The following is a 20959-nucleotide window of genomic DNA, read 5'->3' as shown; positions in this document are numbered from 1 at the left end:
GTATAACCAAATTATTTAAATTATTGATTTACCGTTACGTACAAAGCTAGGCTTTACTACTTTAACGTTTACTAATTTTTTACGCATTTCTACTTGAGCTGTATCGCCTGTTGAACGTGGTACACGTGCAAGGGCTACACTAAAACCAAGTGTTGGTGAAAAAGTACCTGATGTAATAATACCTACCCCACCGTCAACAATTACTTTAGAACCACTACGCAAAACGCCTTTTTCTTCAAACACTAAGCCAACTAGTTTGTCAGTGCTTTTTTCTGCGCGTTGCTTAACAAGTACGTCACGACCAATAAAGTCGCGATCTTCTGGTTCCCATGCAATGGTCCATGCCATGTTAGCTGCAAGTGGTGATACGCTTTCGTCCATATCTAGGCCGTAAAGGTTCATACCTGCTTCTAAACGTAGCGTGTCGCGTGCACCTAAACCAGCAGGCTTAACACCTGCGTCTAGCAGTTGTTGCCATAAATCGGCTGCTTGGTCGTTCGGTACTACTATTTCGTAACCGTCTTCGCCAGTATAACCCGTTGTGGCAATAAATAAATCACCTACTTGAACACCAAAAAATGGCTTCATACCTTCAACAGCGGCTTGTTGCTCAGCATTTAAAAGAGTGGCTGTTTTTGCTTTAGCGTTAGGGCCTTGTACTGCAATCATTGCAAACTCTGGGCGCTCTGTAACAGTTATGTCAAAGTCGCTCGATACGTTAGCTAAATGCGCTAGGTCTTTTTCGCGCGTTGCTGAGTTAACAACTAGGCGGTAAAACGTTTCGCTAAAGAAATAAATAATTAAGTCGTCTATTACACCGCCTTGCTCGTTAAGCATGCCTGTGTAAAGCGCTTTACCTGGTACGGTTAATTTTGCAACGTCGTTAGCTACTAGCTTACGTAAAAATGCTTTTGCTTGAGGCCCTTCAATATCAACAATAGTCATGTGTGATACGTCAAACATACCAGCGTCGGTACGCACGCTATTGTGTTCTTCTATTTGTGAGCCGTAGTTGATTGGCATTTCCCAGCCATGAAAATCAACCATTTTTGCGCCCGCTTCTAGGTGCTTAGCATGTAGTACAGTTTTAGAAGTCATAACATTCCTTCACGTTTAAATTAACCCTGTTTAGGGTGTGGCTTAAATAGATATAAAAACAGGCAAGCATTGTTATGCTTACCTGTTGTTTGTATTCGTTATGCGGCTTCACTATGCATAAGTGCAAAACCTTGCGCTTGCATGTAGCTTTGCCATTTTTGTAATTCTTGTTGTTTAGCGACTAATACAAAGTGTTGTTCGTCGTTATTATCAATGGCGGTAATAAATACATCACCGCTTTGTGCACCGTAACAAAGTTGCGCGTCAGAAAGGCGCAAACCTGGTGTTAATTTAAAAGCATTTACTAGGGTGTCAAATGCATTGCTACCGCTTAGAGTAAAAGTAGCTAGGTCGGTTCGCATTACATAATCGATATCAAAACGAAGTTGTTGCTCATTTATAAGCGCTTGTAATTGAAGGCTTGCGCTGTGTGGCAGTACGAATCTAAACGCAGTTTCACTAAAGTAATAAACAGCAAAGCTGTAGTCAGAATTATAGTCGCCATCAAGCGTGCCTTTTAAGCCTAAACCGCTGGCGGTAAGCTTAGTTAAATCAAGGCCTAAAATAGAACTTAAAAATACACTGGTTTCGGTGCCACTAAAATCCATTACAACATTGCTGCTGTTTGCTTGCAAAGCGTTAGTAACCGCACTACTTGCGTTGCTGTGGCGGGCAAACATTATTGGGTTAAAAGTCATAACAAACACCTGTGTATTTTCAATGCTAAAAGTATATTGCGCGAGGTGTGTAACAACAAATTGTAATTATTTATCAATTGATAAATAATACTTATATATATAGCCATATAAATTGTAATTATAAATATGAAAAACATATCAACCGACAGTTTACGCACCTTTGTAATGGTAGTTGAAGTGAGTGGTTTTGCTAAAGCAGGCGACTTACTTGGCCTATCGCAACCTGCGGTAAGCCTACAAATAAAACGTTTAGAAGATGTGCTTGGCTATAAACTATTTAAAAAACAAGGACAGCGCCAAGTATTAAACCAGTACGGCGAGCTATTACTGCCTATGGCAAAGCAGATGATGCAGCACAACGATGCTATTTTGCAGCAGTTCACCTCAGAAAACATTGCAGGTAAAGTGCGCTTAGGTATTCCGAGCGAATTTGCAGCGCGTATTTTACCCTCAATTATTGGCGACTTTGTGGCACTCTACCCAGAGGTATCGTTAGAAGTTAAATCGCGTTTAAGTAAACATTTGCTTTCGGCCTCAAGGCAAGATCAGTTTGATTTAGTGCTGGCGCTAAATGAGCGTCTCAGCTCTGAAAAATTCCCTATTTTTATGCAAGACAAACTCGTATGGGTAGGCGATTTATCACTTGCACAAAACGACGTGGTTACGCTAGTTACCGCACCAGAGGGGTGTATTTATCGTCGCCGTGCTACTGATGCATTAAAAAGTGCAGGTATAAAATACCGAATTGTCTATAGCAACGCCGATTTAACCGGTCTTATTGCCGCGTTAAAAGAAGGCTTAGGTATTACGGTACTTGCTAAAAGCACAGTACCGAGTGAACTTAACTATCAAGTTCAAACCAAGCATTTACCTGCTCTTGGTAATATTGGTATTAGTTTGGTTAAAAGTTCGGGCGAATCGGAAAATGCAGTAGATAAACTTGCTGAGTTTATCGCACTACGCTTAGGCTAACACCAATAAACATAACCAATTGAAAAATAAAATGAATTAACGATAATCACATCTAAACCAGTTAATATAAAGCGCTTAAAAGTAAATATACCTAGTTCAAACTTTATAACTAGTTAAGTAATTACAAACTGCTACAAAAGAAATAATTTAGTTAACTAAGTTGCATAAGTAGGTGTTTTTAGTTCTAAAAAACTGAATCATTAAATAGTTAATAACATTGATTCGTATTCGTTAACGTGTTCCAATTACGCCAATTTGGATAATTGACATAATTAGGAACACAATGAACCCTAAATTTTTAGTATCTACCCTAGCAACTGCGGTTGCTTTGTCTTTTAGTGCTACTGCAATAGCAAAAGACACCAGCAATAAAGAACAACGCTTTGAACAAATTACCGTTATTGGTTCACAACAAGCAATAAACGATATTCCTGGTTCGGCTACGTTTATTTCTGAAGAAGAGCTTCAAAAATTCCAGTTTACCGATATTTCTCGCGTTTTAGCGTCTGTTCCGGGCGTTTACGTGCAAGAAGAAGATGGCTACGGCCTTCGTCCTAATATTGGTATGCGCGGTACAGGTACTGGCCGTAACGATAAAATATCAGTAATGGAAGACGGTGTGTTAGTTGCACCAGCGCCATATTCGGCACCTTCTGCTTACTACTTCCCTACTATGGGTCGTATGGAGTCTATTGAAGTATTAAAAGGCGCAGCCTCAGTTAAGTACGGCCCTCGTACTACAGGTGGTGTTTTAAACTTACTTTCACGCAGCTTACCCACTGAGCCAAATAGCTCAAAAGGTATGGTAGATGCAGCCCTTGGTAGCGACGGTTACTACAAAGGCCACGCTTACTTTGGTAAAGAAAAAAATAACACAGCAGGTTTAATTGAGGTATTTACTTACGGCGCAGATGGCTTTAAAGAGCTGCCAGTAGGTAATGACAACACCGGTTTTGAAAAAACAGATTTACTATTAAAGTTTGGCCACACGTTTGGTCAAAACGATGCGCATAATCTTGAGCTAAAAATTAAGTACTCTGACGAAACATCAGACGAAACATACATGGGCTTAACTGACGAAGATTATAAACAGAGTCCTTACCGTCGTTATGCTGCATCGCAAAACGATGAAATGAATACGCGCCACAACGCATATCAACTTAACTACGCGTACCGTTTTGGTGATGGCTATGAGTTTTTAGCAACCGCTTACTTAAACGATTTTCATCGCAACTGGTACAAAGCCAGCAAAGTAAGCGAAAGCTACCTTGAGCAATACAGTGAATTTGAAGCAAACCCTACAAGCGAAGGTATTGAAGGTATTGGTATTAAAGCTAATAACCGCGATTACCAAGCTAAAGGTATTCAGTCTGAATTACATATTCCTGCAGGCGATCACTATGTGACTGTTGGCGTACGTTACCACGAAGACGAAATGGATCGTTTTCAGTGGGAAGACAAATACACACTTAATCAAGACCTAAGCTTAACGCTTACAGAGCAAGGCGTTCCGGGCTCTGATAGCAACCGTGTAGATAGCGCAGAAGCAAGCACCTTGTTTATTCAAGACGAGTGGACAATTGATGCATTAGTAGTAAGTGCTGGTCTTCGATATGAAGACATTACTATTACGCGTGAAGAGTGGTCTAAATCAGATCCAACGCGCAGCAACGGTTTAACTAAAGATGTGTCGAACGATACCGAAATTTTAGTTCCGTCGTTAGGTGCTACTTACACGCTTAACGAAAACGTAACGCTACTTGCGGGCATTCAAAAAGGTTATGCGCCAGCAGCACCTGGTAATGCAGACCAAGAAGAAGAAGAAAGCGTAAACATTGAGTTTGGCTCTCGCTTCAACATGGATAGCTTTAGTGGTGAAATAATTGCCTTTTATTCTGACTACGACAACATGCACGGTAACTGTACTGCAGCGGTTGGTTGTAGCGACGACAACATTGGCGACCAATACAACTACGGTGAAGTAGAAGTAGCAGGCTTTGAATTTAGTGCAGCACGTACGTTTGCAACTGATACAGCTATGTTCCCAGTTAAATTAACATACACCTACACAGACTCTGAGTTTAAAAACGATTTTGATTCAGAAATTTGGGGCGCGGTAGAAAAAGGCGATGCAATGCCTTACGTACCAGAAAACCAAGTAGCGTTATCGTTAGGTGCAGAGTTTTCTGCGTTTGTAGTTAACAGCCAAATACGTTACGTATCTGATGCGCATGCTAATTTAACGCAGTCGGGCTTAAACGCAATTGATAGCCGCGTAGTATGGGATTTAGCCGCTAAATACTTAATCGATGAAAATCAAAAAGTATACCTAAGCGTTGATAACTTGTTTGATAAAACATACGTTGCTAACCGTTCAAACGGTGGCATTCAGCCAGGTAAGCCGCGTACTGTTCAAGTAGGCTACACATACTCATTCTAAATTAAAAGCTGGTTAAACGGTTCACTAACAGCGTTAATAATTTTTTATGTAAAAGCACTACACATCTAAATTATTGCCTTGTTATTAAACCGTTTACCTGCGCTTTGTATAGGAGAAATAGTTCACTAGCTACGTTAAAAGTAACTCATATAAGAACACTATATTTTGTTATTTTTGCCTTATACCAATCTGCTTATATATGAGGTCTATTTAACGTTAAGAAAATTACACTAGATTGTTCTAAATAAAAAATTTTTAACGACGTTATAGTGCAATTTAATTCGTTAAATTGATCAAAGATTTATGCAGCTTGGTATTACTATAGAGCTATTTTCCTATCGCTATAATAGAGCATCAATTGGTGTAAAGTTAAAGCGTAAATTACAGAGACAAAAAAGCCGAGATTGAATTTCAATCTCGGCTTTTTTAATACTTAATTTAAATTAGGTATTATTTATTAGGTATTAGTTATTTGCGTTACGTTGGCGTAAAACTTCAAACAAACAAATACCCGTGGCTACCGATACGTTTAAGCTTGAAACTGTACCCGCCATTGGAATTTTAACAAGCATATCGCAATGCTCACGCGTTAAGCGTCGCATGCCCTCGCCCTCTGCACCCATAACAATAGCCATTGGGCCTGTTAAGCTTGCATCAAATACGTGGTTATCAGTTTCGCCAGCAGTGCCTACAACCCATACGCCTGCATCTTTAATTTCGCGAAGCGTACGTGCAAGGTTAGTCACTTGAATAAGCGGTACTGTTTCGGCTGCGCCACATGCCACTTTACGTGCTGTGCCGTTAAGCTTTGCAGAGCGATCTTTAGGTACAATGATAGCGTGAACACCAGCAGCGTCTGCACTACGCAGGCATGCGCCTAAGTTATGCGGATCGGTAATACCATCAAGCACCAGTAAAAACGGTGTGTCTTCTCGAGCGATTATCGCATCAAGATCTTTTTCGTTAAACGTTGGCGCTGCTTTTACGTTGGCAATAATACCTTGATGCTGCTCACCTTTTGATTTGCTATCAAGGGCTTTGCGCTGCATAAACTGTACTGAAATACCAAATTTACGTGCTTCATCAATAATCGGAGTTGAGCGTTTGTCGTCACGACCTTTAAGGGCATAAATTTCTACAAAGCGCTCTGGTTCGCTTTCTAAAATTGCTTCAACAGAATGAAAGCCAAAAATTAATTCATTACTCACGTATTGTCTGCTCCTGGGCTAGTACGTTTACGGGCATTTTTGCCTGCTCTTTTAGGCTTTTTAACGGCCTTTTTCTTCGGTTTTTTCTTTACGGCAGTGTCTGCTGCTTTTTTATCTGCAGGTTTTGTTGCAGACTTATTTGCAGGCTTGCCTTTATCTTTATTTGCTGGCTTTTTTTTACCTTTTGGTTTGTCATCGCTGTGCGACTTTTTACCCGGTACTTTGCCTGCTTTTAATTGCGAACGCACACTTGCTGGCGCATGCTCAGATTTTCCTGAGCCTTTTTTAGGTGCACGACGACGTGAGTATCTGTCTTGTGCAACATCGCCTTTAAGCGTTAAGTTTATACGGCGATCGTCTAAACTAACCGATGCAACTTTAACTGTTACTTTATCGCCAAGGCGATAAACAGTATGCGAGTGCTCACCTATTAGGGTGTGTTTTGCAGCATCATGTGCAAAAAACTCATCGCCTAAATTAGTAACGTGAATAAGCCCATCAATTTGTAAATCATCTAAACGAATAAACAAACCAAAGTTAGTGACCGATGAAATAACACCGTTAAACTCGTCACCTACGTGATCTTGCATAAACTCACATTTAAGCCAATCCGCTACTTCGCGAGTTGCATCATCGGCGCGACGCTCTGTTGTAGAACACTGCTCACCTAGTTGATCAACTTCGTCGTCGGTATAAGCGTATTCGCCAGACGTTTGCTGACCTTGTGCTTTTATAACTGCTTTAATAGCACGATGCACGACTAAATCTGGGTAACGACGTATTGGCGATGTAAAGTGCGCATAAGCCGATAACGCTAAACCAAAGTGACCAATGTTATCTGGCTGATATACAGCTTGTTTCATTGAGCGCAGTAGCATAGTTTGAATAAGCTCAGCTTCTGGGCGCTCACCTAATCGCGCTAATACTTGCGTTATTTCTTTTGGTGTTGGTTCGTCGCTTAATGTACTTTCGATACCTAACTCGCCTAAAAACTTAGTAAAGTTACCTAGTTTTTCTTGGTCTGGTTCGTCATGCACACGATAAAGCGCACTCGCTTCATGCTTTTCAAGAATTTTAGCCGCCGATACGTTGGCTAAAATCATACATTCTTCAATGAGTTTGTGCGCGTCGTTACGAATAACAGGCACTATTGATTCTATTTTACGTTGAGCGTTAAATACAAAACGTGTTTCTAGAGTTTCAAACTCAATGGCACCACGGTCTTGGCGTGCTGCTTTAAGTGCCATGTACATCTGCTGTAAATCAGTTAAATGTGGCACAACGGCTGAGTATTCTTCGCGTAGTTTTTCGTCGTTTTGTAAAATGGCATTTACTTTGGTGTAAGTTAAACGTGCATGCGAGTTCATCACGGCTTCGTAAAACTTATAACCCGAAAGTTTACCCGCGCTCGATACGGTCATTTCGGCAACCATACATAAGCGATCTACTTTTGGATTAAGCGAACATAATCCGTTAGAAAGCACTTTTGGTAGCATCGGAATTACTTGCTCAGGAAAATACACTGAGTTACCACGCAAAATTGCTTCTTTGTTAAGCGGCGTGTTCATTCCTACGTAATGCGATACATCGGCAATGGCAACCCATAAGCGCCAGCCACCTGATTTTTTAGGTTCACAGTATACGGCGTCATCAAAGTCGCGTGCATCTTCGCCATCAATAGTTACAAGTGGTAAATCACGTAAATCTACGCGACCTTGTTTGTCAGCTTCTTCAACAAATTCACCTAGATGAGCAACTTGTGCTTCAACTTCTTCTGGCCATACATGTGGAATATCGTGATTGCGCAGTGCAACTTCAATTTCCATACCTGGGGCTAAATGCTCACCAAGTACATCTATAACTTTACCTACCGCGTTCATGTTACGGCTTGGATTTTGCGTAATTTTAACCTGCACCATTTGGTTATGGCGGGCACCGTTTTCGTTGCCTGGTAAAATCATTATATCTTGCGTTATGCGCGGGTCTTCAGCGACTACCACAGCAACACCGTGCTCAACAAAGTAACGGCCAACAATTGGCGCGCGCTCGTTAGTAAGCACTTTTATAATACGTGCATCGCATTTTGAGCCAGAACCACGTTTAGTGCCTTTAGCTAGTACAATGTCGCCATGTAACACCATATTCATTTGGTGCTTAGCAATAAACCAATCTTTACTCTCGCCTTCAACTTCTAAAAAGCCGAAACCGTCTCTGTGGCCTATTACTTTGCCTTTGGTTAAACCGGCTTCGTCAATTAGGGCGTAGCATTTAAATTTATTGAAATACAGCTGTCCGTCACGCTCCATAGCGCGAAGGCGGCGTTTAAATGCTATTTGGCGTTCGTCATCGTTTACTGCTAGTTCTTCACATAATTGCGCGTAGTTAGCAGGCTTTGAACGCTCTTGAAGGTGAGTAAGTATAAACTCACGACTAGGGACTGGGTTTTCGTACTTTTCTTGTTCTCGACTGAGATTTGGATCTTGGTTTGACATTCACTATCTTGTTAGTTGGTTATGTAGGTATTTTAACCCATATAGTTATAATGAGACAGGTAAAAGCTATTAAACTTTTAAGAAAGCACTTTTACCTTACTGTTTACCTTGGTGTATAGTTGAAAAATCTAGCGCAATGGAGCTTAACGATCCCTTAACTGCAAAGCATTTAGTCATCTAGTAACAATACTAAGACTTATACTATTTTTTTTGTAGATTTTTCCACAGCAGTTTACTTATATTATCAATAAAGCTTGGGTCTTCTTCTTTCATCGTAAGTAAAATCTGCTTATTCATTTGTGTTTTATTTTGAGCGTAAATCCAACGGTTTTTATTAAACTGCTGGGCAAACTCAAGTGCACCCGCTTGTAGTTCGTCATTATTTGCAAACACAGCTTCAACTACTTTGTTCTCTAGCAGCTGCTCTGCACCAACCCGCTCTCCTGACATAGCTAGACGATTAAAGAATGTTTGCGAAATTGCTTTATTAATTATAGGAAACATCGACGGAACAAACGGCACCATTACATCCACTTCAGGAAAACAAAAAAAGCCTTTGTCTGATTTCATAAATCTAAAGTCGCACGCACACGCGAGTACAGCACCATTACCATAGGTATGCCCGTTTAACGCAGCAATAATAGGCATAGGAAAAGTAACGATGCGTTTAAATAAATCGCCTATTTGCACCATAAAGTCAGAAATTGCTGCTGGTAAAATACTTGGATTAGACATCCATTGAAGGTCGATACCCAATGACCAATTTTTATCACTCGAAGACGTTAAAATAACTGACTTAATATTTTGATCTGCTTCAATGTGGTCTAGGTGTAAATTAAACTCAGCCAAAAACGCTGGATTATGACGGTTTTCAGCGGTATTCATGGTGAGTATAGCGGTGTTATTTTTAGTTGTTAGTTCTATTAAATTTGCCATTAAATCCTCTTTTTTGCTTTTTAAGTTAACTTTAAGCGCAGTTCATTATTTTTATAGTTATCAATAATACCAACTCGATTAATTAAGTGGTCTATTTTGGGGCAAGAAAACCTTGTCGATTATAAGGCAAATTAGTTGTTCTATATCAGAAAATTTTAACACAGTTAGTGTCAGATTTAATCCCTCAAATTGATTAAGTATTATTGCGGATTGGTATAAGGCATGTTTATTTTTTGAGGTTAAATTTCCAGCGGTATGTTTAACTTGGCGCTTGTAATATTCGAGGTTTGGTAATTAATCGTCTTGAATTCAAGTGTTTAGTTTGGATGAATTTCAAAAAATAAGAAGCACTTAATTTAACTCAATATAAACATTAAAAAAGGCGCTCTTAAATTAAGCATCGTTCTTTACAAAACTTATTGTCGATGTTTTTACTTTCCTATCGCTTCTTTGGCGAACAAGTGTTTTATTGGCCCTAGGTTATCAACTAGCGACAACCCTACTCCGCGAATAAGCTTTTTAAACGGATTAGCCCCTTCAAATAACTCTTTTAGCCCTTGCATCATGGCTATGTGTTTTTGTGCGTCGAGCTTACGAGTGCGCTCGTAATCGCGCAGTGTGCGAGTGCTTGCAAACTCCTTGCTATCACTTGTTAAAAGCTCAATTAAATAAGCCGCATCTTTTAGGCCTAGGTTCATACCAAGCCCTGCAAGTGGATGGATTGTATGTGCAGCATCGCCAATGAGTACCACTTTGCCTGAAACCCATTGCTGGGCGTAGCGCATTTTAAGTGGGAAAGCCACGCGCTTACTTTGCACTTCACACAAACCGCATTGACCATCTATTGCAGCCATAACGGCTTTATTAAAGGTGTTATCATCCATAGCAAGGAGCTCATCGCAGTGGTTTGGGCTTGTAGACCATACTATTGAATGCGTATTTGCATCGCTCAGAGGCAAAAATGCCAGTGGCCCGGTTGGTAAAAACACTTGGCGTGCGGTATTTGCGTGCGGCTCTTTAGTTTTAACAGTCGCAACTAGCGCATGATGGTCGTAATCTTTAAAGCTCAGCGCCATATTAAGTTGTTTACGTATAGCTGAATTTGCACCATCAGCCGCCACCAGCAGTTTTGCAATAATTGGCTCGCCGCTTTTAAGCGTTATAAATACATCAGATTCGCTTTGATGTATTTGCTGATACTGCGTATCAAACATTAGTGTTGCACTGCTTTGTTGCTCTAGCTCTTTTATAAGCGCGTAGCGGATAATGTCGTTTTCAACAATATGGCCTAAATGTTCAAGCTCAAGTTGTTCGTTATCAAACGCTATTTTGCCAAAACTGTCGGCATCACGTACATCCATATGTGTATAAGCGCACGCTCGCTGTGCGATAATTTCGGGCCATACGTTTAATTGCTCAAGCAAGGTTTGACTTGCAATGCTTAGCGCACTTACGCGCAAACCATATTCGTCAGTTGGCAACGCTTGTGTTGGTGCGCCGTCGAGTACAAAGACGCTTATATCGGCTTTTGCCAATCCAAGTGCCAGTGTTAGCCCTACACAGCCACCACCTACAATACAAACCTGTGCTTGCTTCATAAACGCCTACCTTGTTTAACTTGCCCCATTAACTGTTTGGCTAATGGCGCTTTTAATGCGGGAAATAAATCCATCGAGAACAACCCAATACTGCGCCCCAATGCGAGCACTCGCGATGAATTTGAAAAAATCCTAACAAGTGCATCGGTTAAGCTCATTACGGTTTTTATATCATCACTGCGCTTTTTTGAATATTCACGTGTAAACGCATAACTGCCTAAATCGTGTTGGCTGTTTGCTATTAAATTACTAAGTACTTGCACGTCGCGAAGGCCTAAATTAAAACCTTGCCCTGCAATAGGATGAATAGCATGTGCAGCATTACCAATAACCACTGTACGGTGCGCAGTCAAAGACTCGACTTGCCCGTAAACGAGCGGGTAACTCGTGCGCATGCCTACTTTAGTAAATTGCCCACCGCGATAACCAAACGCGCTTTGCAGTGCACTTATAAAGCCTTGTTCATTAAGTGCCATGAGCTGTTCAACTTGATCTTGGTTCATACACCACACCAACGAATAACGGTTATTGCTCATGGGTAATAACGCCATAGGCCCGCTTTGTGTAAAACGCTCAAAGGCATGATTATTATGCCCACCAGCCACTTCTACATTAGCAATAATTGCGCCTTGTTCATATGGCTGGGTATTAAAACCAAGCCCGAGTAAATTACGTGTGGGTGATTGTGCACCATCAGCAATAACCAATAGCGCTGCGTTTAATTGCTCGCCGCTTTGCAGTGTGAGTGTATTGCTATGCAGTGTTTGCTCAATGGCAATTACGCTATCGGGGCACAAAAGCGTAATATTTGACTGCGTTAAACGCAGGTGGAGCGCTCGGCCAAAAGGGTTAACTTCTACTACGTAACCAAGTGAAGTCTTAGCAAATTCGTCGCAATTAATGTGCGCTTTGCCAAAGTGGCCTCTATCAGACACGCTCACTTTTTTGATTGCGGCGGTGTAAGGGGCATTTTGTTCAAATAAATTGAGGCTTTGTAAATACTCTACCGATTGCTGAGCAAGTGCAATGCTTCTGTCGTCAAAGCTTGGGTGGTAGTCGCCGGTAACTTGATTAGCTTCTACAACGGCAATATTTAACGCGGGATTAGTTTTAGCCACACTTAATGCGCAGCTTGCTCCCGCTAAACCACCGCCAATAATAACTACATCAAACTGCTTAGCCACTTTACTCTCCGAGCTTTATACGTTTTTAGCACTTTGCATAAGTGCTTCTATATCGCTAATTTTTTTAGGTACGCTTAGGGTCAAGTTTTCATGGCCGGTTTCGGTAACTAGCAAGTTATCTTCGATACGAATACCAATGCCTTTGTATTTTTGCGGTGCGCTTGAGTCTTCGCTGATATAAAGCCCAGGCTCTATGGTGAGTACCATACCCGGCTCAAATGCACGCTCAACGTTATTTACTTTGTAATCGCCAACATCATGTACATCTAAACCAAGCCAATGCCCAAGCCCGTGCATGTAATATTCTTTACATGCCCCTTTTGCCATTAGCTCGTCAAAGTCGCCGGTTAAAATACCTAAATCAAGTAAACCTTGAGTCATTACTTCCATAGCTAGTTTATTAGCATGCGACATGTAACCACCTGGTTTTACTTCATCAAAAGCAACTTCTTGCGCTTTAAGAACAATATTATAAAGCGCGGCTTGCTCTTCGCTAAATTGACCATTTACTGGAAAAGTACGGGTAATATCGGCTGCGTAACCTTGTAGCTCACAACCGGAGTCTATAAGTACCAGGTCGCCATTTTTTGATACGTCGCTATTTTGCGTGTAATGTAAAATATTGGCGTTGTCGCCACTACCAACAATTGTGCCGTACGCCGGGTGCGGCGCACCATTCATGGCATAATGATGATGCAGCTCTGCCTCTAGCTGAAATTCAGTAGCTCCGGGGTGTGAAAAACGCATAGCGCGCATGTGCCCTCTCGCACTAATTTCACAACCTTCTCGCATAACATCTATCTCGCTTGGCGATTTAAACAAACGCATTTCATGAATAAGGCCGCGTATTTCTTTTAAAGTACTCGGTGCTTTGAGGCCATTTCGCGCACCACTTCTAAGTGTACCTAGTAACGTAAACACTTTGGTATCAAATGAAGGATAAGCACCTTGTGCAAAATAAATCGCATCTTTTTCATTTAGTATATCGAGTAGCTTATCGTTTAATTCACTTAACGGGTAAGCTTCATCAAACAAGTAGTCGCTTTTAGCTTTATCAAAGCCAACTCTGCGGCCATGCCAAATTTCGGCAAGCTTGTCTTTATCTTGGCAAAATAAAGTACTGGGTGCATCGCTGTTGTTACATAGTACAAGTACAGCGTCGGGTTCGTTAAAGCCTGTTAAATAGAAAAAGTCGCTATCTTGTCTAAATGCATATTCGGTATCGCGGCTACGCGTCACTTCGCTCGCAGCGGGAATAATAGCAACGCTATTTTTATCCATTTGCGCAAGTAAACGCTCACGGCGTGCTTTAAATTCTGACTTTTGTACTTCAACCATTATTAACCAACCCGTTTAACTTTTTAAACTAATGAAGTGTTTTTTTAGTACTTTGCGTGTTTTGCTCTTTACCAAGCTCTGCAAAACAAAGTAGTGCTGATACGCGCACATATTCAATCACTTCGTGCAGCGCTTGGCTGTCTTCTTCGGTTTCTTCAAAAGTGGTATCTAGGCGAGTGATTTCGCTAAAGTCAGTAATAACTTCTTTAACATCGCTTGATAACTTACCGTAATCTTTTTGCTTTAAGCCAAAACCAAGCATAAAGCCTGCTACCCATGATACGAGGCCATTAGCCTGATCGATGAGTGTTTCGTCATCGTTTGGTAAAAATAAATCAAACTGAAATTCGTCATCATTAAAGCTCGCAACTACTTGCTTATAAATAGTGCCAAAAAACTGCTTTAAATCGTTACTAAATGATTCACCATCGTTAAACACATCGCTCAAAAGGCCTAAGTATTCTTTGTCGTCAATGGTTAAACCACACGCAAGTAAACCACTAATTACACCATGCGCTTCGGCAGGTGATACAAATATTTCGTTTTTTTCTAAAAGCAGTTGAGCTTTTTCGTAATCGGGTAAATCGTTCATAATCGAATCTTCGCTTTGCAAGTTAAGGCAATGCTACCACTCGATAAAAAGCAACTCCAATTAATTGTATGATCAAGCTCAAAAACCATGCGATAAAGTAAATGACGAGTTAAAGGTGCGGGAAAACTAAGCGAACGGTTTAATTTTTTACGTTTGGGGTTTAAGGATTGGATTATGTCTTATATACTTAAATTGTTCCCTGGGGTACCGGAGCTTGGTTAAGTCCCTGAGCCGATAAATTTTATACCAGGATTTCTGTTCGTCTACTATTGTGCAAGCTCGGCATGTACCGAGAAGCCTACGGTAAACCGCAGATTTCCGCCCTGAAACCTTCTGGTTTCAGGACTGAAACCGGGTACCGTATCTTGGGGAACACCTTCTTTTTTTTATACTCCCTCTTATTCATTTTTTTGCTATACCTTCGTACATTATTTTTATAATTTTTGGCAAAAAAAAGCTGCAAGCAATTTCTTACTTACAGCTAAATTTTAAATGCTTACGCTTATTTACTTAAACCAACCTTGAAAGCGCTCCATCATCATGTAGTTTATTGGCACTAACAATAAAGTAATAAAGGTCGCAAAAATAATCCCAAACCCTAAACTTACCGCCATAGGTATTAAAAACTGCGCTTGAGTCGCTTTTTCAAATAATAACGGCATTAAGCCAATAAAGGTCGTTAAACTTGTTAGCATTACAGGGCGAAAACGCGATGCACCTGCAATTTTAACCGCATCTAATAACTTTCCACCTTCACTGCGCTTTTTATTAATAAAATCAACTAGTACAAGGGAGTCATTTACTACCACCCCGGTTAAGGCGAGCATACCAAGCAAGCTCATAATGGTTAAATCCATGCCCATAATCCAATGCCCGACTACAGCACCTATCATGCCAAATGGAATTACACTCATTACTATAATTGGCTGTAAGTAAGATTTAAGCGGTATTGCTAATAGCGCATAAATTATGAAAAATACGAACACAAGCGCCCAAGCCAACGACCCAAACGACTCTCGCTGCTCTTTAGCCTCACCTTCTAGTTTGTAATCTACTCCAGGATATTGCTGCATTAATCCATCTAAATACTCCGTTAGGTCAGCCTGAAGTATGGTCATGTTGGTGTTATTTTTTTCAATATCCGCTGTTACATTTAGAGTACGGTAGCGGTCTATTCGGTTAATGGTTGATGGACTTTGCCCTGCGGTAAGAGTTGCAACATGCGATAACGGCACCGAGCCACCAGCTGGTGTATTTATAAGTATATTTTGTAAATCGGCTACAGAGCGACGCTCTTCAATAGGCAAGCGTACCATTACACGTACATCATCACGTCCGCGCTGAATACGTTGGACTTGCGAGCCAAAAAACGAGTTACGTACTTGCCCTGCAACATTGACTCTATTTAAGCCCAGCGCTAAGCCTTGCTGCGTAAGCTCTATTTGTAACTCTTCTTTACCATCAGACATGCTATCGGCAATATCAAACACCGTTGGGTAGGTCGATAAACGGGTTTTAATGTGATCAGCCACGTCTTGTAAAATAGTCAACGAAGTCCCGCTAAGCTGAACATCAATTGGGTCAGAACTTCGGCCAATTTCAGCTCTAAACGTTAAACTTTCGGCGCCTGGTATGACACCAATTAAATCGCGCCATTCGCTGGCAAGCTCTCTTGATCCTATGTCTGATTCACGCTTTTCAGCCGGTGTTATTTCAAAGCGTACAGAGCCTGAATTAGATACACCACCACGCCCGCCTGTTGTGGCTAATATATTTAAAATAACGCTTTCACCTGTATCTGGGTCGCGGTATTTTTCTTGTAATTGCTGCGCTTTTTGCGACATATCAATTACGTATTTATTAGTGACTTCAAACGGCGTACCTGTTGGTAGTGTTAAGTTAACGCGGACTGTTTCGCTTGGTATACGCGGGAAAAATACAAACTTAGTCCAACCGCTAGTGATCATGGTTAAAATTATAACAAATACACCAATAAACAAGCTTACCGAAGCCAATTTATGGCGCAGTGCTAAATTTAAAGTGGGTTGATAGTATTTTAAAATCGCGTTTTCAAATCCATCTGCAAAACGCTGTTGAATAACATCAAACTTTGAAGGTTCGCCTTTTTCGTGGCGTAGTTTTATATATTTTAAATGTGCTGGTAGTACAAATTTAGATTCAATCAATGAAAACAATAATACCGGAATAACCACTACCGGTATTTGTGCAAACAAGGCACCACGCGCCCCTTCAATAAAGGCCAAAGGTAAAAAGGCGGCAACGGTAGTTAACACACCAAATGTTACTGGTGTTGCTACTTCCTGAGTACCTAAAATTGCGGCTTGCTCGCCCGACGTAGCTGTTTTTAGGTGGGTGTAAACGTTTTCGCCGGTAACTATGGCGTCATCAACAACAATTCCCAGTACTAATATAAAGCCAAATAAACTCATAATATTAAGGGTTACGCCAAATATAGGCATCGCTATAAACGCCCCCATAAACGAAACCGGAATACCAATAAATACCCAAAATGCAATTGCAGGGCGTAAAAACAAAGTAAGTAAAGCAAGTACTAAAATACCGCCTTGTAGGGCATTGGTCGTTAGTGTGGCAATTCGACTTTTAACCAGCTCCGAATCATCATCCCAGTAACTTAGTTCAAACCCTTGTGGAAGCGAGCTTTGTTGCTCTTTTATATAGTTTTTAACATCGTCAGCAACAGTAATCGCACTTTGCGGACCAATTCGATATACGTCGATAAATGCAGCCTGCTTACCGTTAAAGCGAGTACGTACTGGAGTTTCTTCAAAATCGTCTTTAATTATTGCAATATCGCCTAAACGAATAATCGTGCCGTCAGCTTGGTTTTTAACAACAATATTGGCAAATTCATCTTTACGATATGCTTGCCCTTTAGAGCTTATAAGTACGTCCCCACCTTCAGTTTTTAAGTTACCAGCAGAAATATCAGAGCTTGAATTAGCAATGGCACTCGATATTTGTGCAAGGCTTAAATCGTACTGGCGAAGAACGTCTTGGCTTACTTCAATGGCAATTTCGTAATCACGAACGCCACTTAGCTCTACCTGTGTTACATTAGGTAAACGTAGAATTTGATCGCGTACTGTTTCCGCGTATTCGCGCGTTTCTTTTTCGCCGTAATCACTTGATACAGTAACCGCGATAACTTCGCGAATTCGCTCCGCAAGCGCGACTATTGGCTTTTCAGCATCGGCTGGAAAGGTGTTAATTGCATCTACACGACTTTTAATATCAGCTAAAAGCTCACGCGGGTCGTAGCCCGTTTCAACTTCAATTGTTACAGAGCCTGAGCCTTCAGAAGAGCGGCTAAATATTTGCTTAATACCTTCTAAATCTTGTACGGCTTCTTCTATACGAATTGTTACGCCTTGCTCTACATCCTCTGGTGTTGAGCCACGCAAACTTACGTTCACGCTTATCATGTCGGTTTCGAATGAAGGGAATACTTCAAGCGGTATTTTAGTCGATAAACTAAAAAGCCCCGACAGCAGCAACGTTACTAGCAATAAGTTAGCTGCAACATGGTTTTTGGCAAACCAAGCTATCATGGCTTATCTCCTTGCTTTGCTGGACGGCGTTTTTTTAACTCTTCAACACTAATACCAAGCTCTTTTGCTTTTTGTTCAAGCTGCTCTGGAGTCGGGCGCTTTCCTTTACCTTGCCCATTCGCTCCACGGCTTTTAGGTTGATCTGCACTTTGTTCACCTAAAATACTTACTTGAGTTCCTGAACTCACTTGCCCAAGCGGCGTAATAACAAGCTTGTCATTTGCGTTTAAACCGGTTTTTATCATCGCCTGAGTCGCATTTTGCCAAGCTAGTGTGATGTCTTTGCGCTTAAGTACGCCACCTTCAACAATGTAAACGTACGTTCCTTGATAAATTGTACTGTTAGGAATTATAAGTGCGTTAGATACTGTTCTGCCGGTAATTTGCGCTTTTATATACTGCCCAATTTTTATTGGGTACTGGTTATTTGCTGTTGCTTTATACGGGTCATTAATTTTAGCAACGACATAAAGCTGCTGTGCGCCTTCATCTATAGCACCTTCTGTGCGTGCTAATTGACCTTGCCACGTTTGCTCACCTACTAAGTCAGAAGTAAATTTAACAATTGAACCCGCTTGGTTTTTAGCACCATCGCGATACTGCTCTGGTAAATTTACAAATGGGAGATCTTTATTTTTAATTGGTAGGCGAATCTCAACGCTATCGATTGCGTAAATGGTGGCTAGCTGTGTGTTGTTAGTAACAACTTGCCCTAAATCAACACTACGGCTAAGTATACGCCCCGCATATGGCGCCGTTACTTTAGTGCGCTCTAAATCAAGCATCGCTTTTTCAAGTGCTGCCTGCGCCGATAAAACCTCCGCTTCAGCGGCTGCTAGTTGTGGCTCACGTAGTACTAAGCTGCTTGCCTGATTTGAGCCGCCAAGGCGCTTCCAATCGGTAATAGCTTGTTGCCCACGCGCCTTCTCTTCTAGCAAACCTTGCTCTGCGGTTAATAAATTGGCTTGAGCAGATTTAACTTCAGCCTGATGATCTCTGTCGTCTAGTTTTAAAAGTACATCGCCTTTTTCAAAAAAACCGCCTTCTCTAAAGTCATCACTTACTTCAATTATTTGCCCAGATGCCTGAGCCACTAACAAACTTTGTGTACGCGGTTTTACCGTACCGTAGCTGTCTATCATAACTTGATAATTTTGTGGTTTTAGCTCAAGCGCAGCCACACTTATTGATGCCTTAGGAGGTGCCCCAAAGCGTTTAGCCTCTGGTGGATTCCCCTTAATAAACATAACAATTAAAATTGTGGCAACAATAACCACCGCTGGAATAATAATTTTTGCTGTTTTAGTTTTCATCGTTATTGCTCTTTAGTTCACTTGAGGGCTTTGCAAAATCACCACCAAGGGCAATGTGTAGGTTAATTCTATTGGCTATTAATTGGTTTTTAATATCGATTAAGGAGCTTTGCGCGTCAAAAGAACGATCTTGGGCATCAAGCACTGTCGTGTAAGTTACCAAGCCACTTTGATACTGCTCAAATGACAATTGCTCTGCAGCAAGTGCGTTTTCTTGCGCTTCAAGAGTACTGCTGTATTGCGCTTTAAGGGACTGCTGCTGCGAAATTGCATTTTCAACATCGCCAAACGCGTCATAAAGCGTTTGTAAATAAAGCTGCTCTTGCTTTTGAGTATTAAGACGCGCTATTTCTTCGTTGGCTTTTAAGCGCCCTCCTTCAAAAAGTGGCGCTGAAATACTACCTAATAAAGACCATGCAAGGCTTGATGGAGAAAACAAGTCGCTTACTCGGTCTGTACTATCACTTAATGAAGCTGTTAAATCTAAACTTGGAAAGCGTTGTTTATGCGCATATGCCAATGATGCGTCGGCTGCTAAAAGCTCATACCAACTTGCACGTAGAGTAGGTTTTCGCGTTATAAGCTCAGAAGGTAATCCTAGAGGAATATCGGTATTAATAACAGGTAAGTCACTACTAGCAGTAATAGCGCCTTTTGGGTATTCACCAAGTAAACGCTCAAGTACACGTGCTGATGCCGATAAACTCGCTGTTTGAGTGGCAATGCGAGAGCGTTCATTATTAAGCTCATTACGCGCTAAATACACATCGAGCGCTTCGTTTATACCTTGGCGATAGCCAGACTCAATAATATCTAGATTTTGTTGTGCATTGGCTTCGCGGCGCTTAAATAAATCCAGTAATTGCTGCGATGTAACCACATCGAACCAGCCTGTTACTACATCAGCAACGAGTTGCTGTTTAGCTTGCTCAAATCGTGCCTGTTGCGCTAAATAGTTAAGATTAGCTTCGCGCTTAGCGTCAGAAAGCTTACCCCATAAATCAACCTCGTAAGTTAAATTTAAACTTACGGAGCTTGCGTTGTCGTAACTTACAGGGCGGTTGTCTTTACTACGGCTTGTACGTGTTGATAAATCGAGGCTTGGCCAAAGTGCAGCGCCCGAGACTATAAGTTGCTGCTTTTGAATTTCAACATCATAACTCGTTTGCAAAAGCTGTTGGTTATTTTTAAGTGCTTGTTGTACAAATTTGTTAAGCGTAGGATTTTGTAATTGTGTAAGCCATTGCTCTTGTACTTTTAATGCTGAGCTTGATGCTTCTTGCTGCCATTGCTGAGGCATATTATTAGGCGCTTGCATGCGCTGCGACGAGTTCAAATCACTCGCACAGCCGCTAAGCAGCATCACACTAATTGCCAATAGGGTTGGCTTGCATTGCCAAATCATAATTAAACCTAAATTACTGCTATTTATGAGGTTAATTCAAGCACTTTGGCAAATTTTGCTCAACCTACTTTACATAACATTACATAGCTAGCGAT

The 20959-nt window shown here is 41.1% G+C and carries 14 protein-coding genes and 1 other RNA gene; 3 read left to right on the top strand and 12 right to left on the bottom strand.

The window, feature by feature from the left end; translation table 11 throughout:
* Window positions 1-15: 15 nt before the first annotated feature.
* Both gcvT and NRL14_RS16855 read right to left on the bottom strand, forming a co-directional pair.
* On the bottom strand, window positions 16-1098 hold the full coding sequence (gene gcvT, locus NRL14_RS16860) for a glycine cleavage system aminomethyltransferase GcvT (RefSeq protein ID WP_306725179.1): 1083 nt from the start codon (window positions 1096-1098) through the stop codon (window positions 16-18).
* A 98-nt stretch (window positions 1099-1196) separates the two neighbouring features.
* The gene (locus NRL14_RS16855) at window positions 1197-1796 is read right to left on the bottom strand and encodes a hypothetical protein (protein WP_007378850.1); all 600 of its coding nucleotides are present in this window, start codon (window positions 1794-1796) and stop codon (window positions 1197-1199) included.
* Between the two features lie 126 nt (window positions 1797-1922).
* On the opposite strand from NRL14_RS16855, the gene NRL14_RS16850 reads away from it, so the two are divergent.
* Both NRL14_RS16850 and NRL14_RS16845 read left to right on the top strand, forming a co-directional pair.
* Window positions 1923-2768 (top strand): LysR family transcriptional regulator, encoded by an 846-nt coding sequence (locus NRL14_RS16850; RefSeq protein ID WP_007378851.1) that lies wholly within the window; start codon window positions 1923-1925, stop codon window positions 2766-2768.
* A 283-nt stretch (window positions 2769-3051) separates the two neighbouring features.
* The gene (locus NRL14_RS16845) at window positions 3052-5208 is read left to right on the top strand and encodes a TonB-dependent receptor domain-containing protein (RefSeq protein WP_306725178.1); all 2157 of its coding nucleotides are present in this window, start codon (window positions 3052-3054) and stop codon (window positions 5206-5208) included.
* 464 nt (window positions 5209-5672) lie between these two features.
* On the opposite strand, the gene rlmB is transcribed toward NRL14_RS16845, so the two are convergent.
* The 7 genes from rlmB to NRL14_RS16810 all read right to left on the bottom strand — a co-directional run bounded on the left by rlmB (window position 5673) and on the right by NRL14_RS16810 (window position 14556).
* Window positions 5673-6416, bottom strand: a complete 744-nt coding sequence (rlmB, locus tag NRL14_RS16840) for a 23S rRNA (guanosine(2251)-2'-O)-methyltransferase RlmB (RefSeq protein ID WP_007378377.1) — start codon at window positions 6414-6416, stop codon at window positions 5673-5675.
* Window positions 6413-8908 (bottom strand): ribonuclease R, encoded by a 2496-nt coding sequence (gene rnr, locus NRL14_RS16835; RefSeq protein WP_149606952.1) that lies wholly within the window; start codon window positions 8906-8908, stop codon window positions 6413-6415. The genes rlmB and rnr overlap by 4 nt, the downstream gene beginning before the upstream one ends.
* 201 nt (window positions 8909-9109) lie before the next feature.
* Complete coding sequence (locus NRL14_RS16830; RefSeq protein ID WP_306725177.1) at window positions 9110-9844, bottom strand: enoyl-CoA hydratase/isomerase family protein; 735 nt, start codon at window positions 9842-9844, stop codon at window positions 9110-9112.
* A 431-nt stretch (window positions 9845-10275) separates the two neighbouring features.
* Window positions 10276-11442: an FAD-dependent monooxygenase gene (locus NRL14_RS16825; RefSeq protein WP_306725176.1), complete on the bottom strand. Its 1167-nt coding sequence runs from the start codon at window positions 11440-11442 to the stop codon at window positions 10276-10278.
* Window positions 11439-12626, bottom strand: a complete 1188-nt coding sequence (gene ubiH, locus NRL14_RS16820) for a 2-octaprenyl-6-methoxyphenyl hydroxylase (protein WP_306725175.1) — start codon at window positions 12624-12626, stop codon at window positions 11439-11441. Before ubiH ends, NRL14_RS16825 begins: the two co-directional genes overlap by 4 nt.
* Before the next feature lie 15 nt (window positions 12627-12641).
* Window positions 12642-13964, bottom strand: a complete 1323-nt coding sequence (pepP, locus tag NRL14_RS16815; protein WP_306725174.1) for a Xaa-Pro aminopeptidase — start codon at window positions 13962-13964, stop codon at window positions 12642-12644.
* Window positions 13965-13992: 28 nt separating this feature from the next.
* Window positions 13993-14556 carry a UPF0149 family protein gene (locus tag NRL14_RS16810; RefSeq protein WP_002962745.1) on the bottom strand — a complete coding sequence of 188 codons (564 nt, stop codon included), beginning with the start codon at window positions 14554-14556 and terminating at the stop codon, window positions 13993-13995.
* A gap of 193 nt (window positions 14557-14749) precedes the next feature.
* Here NRL14_RS16810 and ssrS point away from each other — a divergent pair.
* A non-coding RNA gene (gene ssrS, locus NRL14_RS16805) (6S RNA) lies at window positions 14750-14932 on the top strand.
* 130 nt (window positions 14933-15062) lie between these two features.
* On the opposite strand, the gene NRL14_RS16800 is transcribed toward ssrS, so the two are convergent.
* The 3 genes from NRL14_RS16800 to NRL14_RS16790 are packed head-to-tail and all read right to left on the bottom strand — an operon-like array spanning window position 15063 to window position 20864.
* On the bottom strand, window positions 15063-18146 hold the full coding sequence (locus tag NRL14_RS16800) for an efflux RND transporter permease subunit (RefSeq protein WP_306725173.1): 3084 nt from the start codon (window positions 18144-18146) through the stop codon (window positions 15063-15065).
* A complete protein-coding gene (locus NRL14_RS16795) occupies window positions 18143-19459 on the bottom strand; it encodes an efflux RND transporter periplasmic adaptor subunit (protein ID WP_039490230.1) in 1317 nt (438 codons plus the stop codon). The genes NRL14_RS16800 and NRL14_RS16795 overlap by 4 nt, the downstream gene beginning before the upstream one ends.
* On the bottom strand, window positions 19449-20864 hold the full coding sequence (locus tag NRL14_RS16790) for an efflux transporter outer membrane subunit (protein ID WP_306725172.1): 1416 nt from the start codon (window positions 20862-20864) through the stop codon (window positions 19449-19451). The genes NRL14_RS16795 and NRL14_RS16790 overlap by 11 nt, the downstream gene beginning before the upstream one ends.
* Window positions 20865-20959: the final 95 nt, after the last annotated feature.

The sequence above is a fragment of the Pseudoalteromonas sp. 20-92 genome (assembly GCF_030847595.1).
Taxonomy (GTDB): Bacteria; Pseudomonadota; Gammaproteobacteria; order Enterobacterales; family Alteromonadaceae; genus Pseudoalteromonas; species Pseudoalteromonas fuliginea.
The sequence above is the reverse complement of the archived record's forward strand: the minus strand, read 5'-3'. Positions and strand labels throughout refer to the sequence as shown.